Source organism: Roseospira navarrensis (genome assembly GCF_009601025.1).
Classification (GTDB): Bacteria; Pseudomonadota; Alphaproteobacteria; order Rhodospirillales; family Rhodospirillaceae; genus Rhodospira; species Rhodospira navarrensis.
In genome coordinates this window covers 1-1,848 of sequence record NZ_WIVE01000146.1, presented here as the reverse complement: position 1 = coordinate 1,848, position 1,848 = coordinate 1, and the positions used below count along the sequence as shown (strand labels likewise).

Genomic DNA, 1,848 nt, shown 5'->3' with positions numbered 1-1,848 from the left:
GGTCTCCTCGGCGATCGAGGCCATGCTCTGCGCGGAGGACTGCAACTGCGTCGCGGCGGCGGCCACGGCCTCCAGGATGCCACTGACGCCCATGTCGAACTCGTGGTTCAGTTCCTCGATGCGCGCCGCGCGGGCCTGCCGGTGCTCCACCTCGGCCGCTTGCTCGGCGGCGAGGGCGTCCGCCTTCTGCATGCTTTCCTTGAAGATCTGGACCGACTGGGCCATGACGCCCACCTCGTCCTTGTGGTCCTTGGCCGGGACTTCTGTGTCGTAGTCCTTGTGCGACAGCCGGTCCATGACGTGGGTCATGGCCAGGATGGGAACGGTGATGCCGCGCCCGATGACCCAGGCGGCCGCCACCCCGATCCCGACCGCGACCACGGCGATCACGACGGTGACGAGGATGGTCTGGTTGATCGTGGCCATGGCCTGCCCGCCGAGCGTGTCCTGGCGATCCTTGTTGGCGAGCTTGAAATCCTCGGCCGATTGCGCGACCGCAGGGCCGATCACATCCAGCGTGCCCGAGATGATCGCGTTGCGGCGGGTGATGGCGTCCACCAGATCGGTGAAGGCCGTGTGATAGGCGTCCGCCGCATCCATCGCCTTCCGGGCCAGACGCTGGCGGGTGTCGTCGTCAAGCTGCGCCACCAGCGTCGCGGCGGTCTCGTCCATCGCGTCCAGTTCCTGCTCGGCTCGCGCGGCCGAGTCCGCCAGGTTGTCGTCCATGAACTTCATGACGTAGAGGCGCGCCAGCAGCAGATGACGCAGCACCAGGCCGGCCTGATAGGCGGCCGCGGCGTCGTTGTCGTCGTTGGCGGTGCGCATGATCTCGGTCAGGGTCCGTTCGATCTCCGGCCCGACGGCGTTGAGCACCGCGAACAGCTCGTTGCGCCGGTCCTGCAAATCGGTGGCCCGCTCGAAGGCGGCGCGGTATTCGTCGATCTGGTCCCGCAGGCCATCCAGCAGCCGCGCCGCGGCCGCGTCCTCCGTCATCTGCTCCGTCGTGTCGATGAACGCTTCGGCCGCGTCCAGGCGGTCGTGGACCTGGTCGATGGCGGACCGATCGCCCCGGATGATGAAATCCTTCACCCCCATGCGGCCCTCCAGAACATTGGCCTGCACACGACCGATCTCGTTGGTCGAACTGGCAAGGCCCTCGTACTGGTTAAAGACACCCCCAATACCAGAGAGCTGCAGAGAGGCCGTGACGCCAAGTACTATCAGAAGAGCAAGAACCACTCCGAAACCACCGTAGAGTTTCGTTCCAATCTTCATGGACTTCAACATGGCGTTTCACTCTTGTGCTAGGCCGGCCGATCCGACGGGGTCCCTGCGGATCCTGGGGCGACCGCGCGCGTTGTCAGAGCGGGACCCTGACACAGTGTGTCTCGTGTGGTGTCATCCGGTCTGGAAAGACCACATCCAAAGCCCCCGTAGCGTCGTCCTGCGGACTTGGCGTCGCCGCTTCCGACAGCCCCCGTCCCGGGTCGTCCTGACGACGCCGCCCCGCCCCCTGATGTGCCGGCAGAGACGGCGCCCGATCCCATGGCCCGACCGCCGCCCCCCTCTCGAGTTTCAAGGCGAAGGCCCCGGGCGCTGTTCGCGCCGGCAGAGCCAGGACACGGACCGTATATAATACTAGCATCTTGACGGAGGGCCCCTCAATATTCCGTAAACACCGGACAGGGTCACGTTTAAATCGTGGCTTGGATACGTTCAGGCCGGGCCGGGGGATTCACACAATGACACATTTGTCCATTTTTTATCATGGAAGGCTTATCCCTTTGAGTCCGGGACCACATCATGTGGTGACAGGTGGCCTGAAACGGCGTAGAACATAACGTGAAC

The 1,848-nt window shown here is 64.6% G+C and carries 1 protein-coding gene; it reads right to left on the bottom strand.

Features of this window, described 5'->3' with window-relative positions; all coding sequences use genetic code 11:
• The coding region (locus GHC57_RS18995) for an MCP four helix bundle domain-containing protein (RefSeq protein ID WP_246152519.1) at positions 1-1,275 on the bottom strand (1,275 nt) is incomplete at its 3' end.
• Positions 1,276-1,848: the final 573 nt, after the last annotated feature.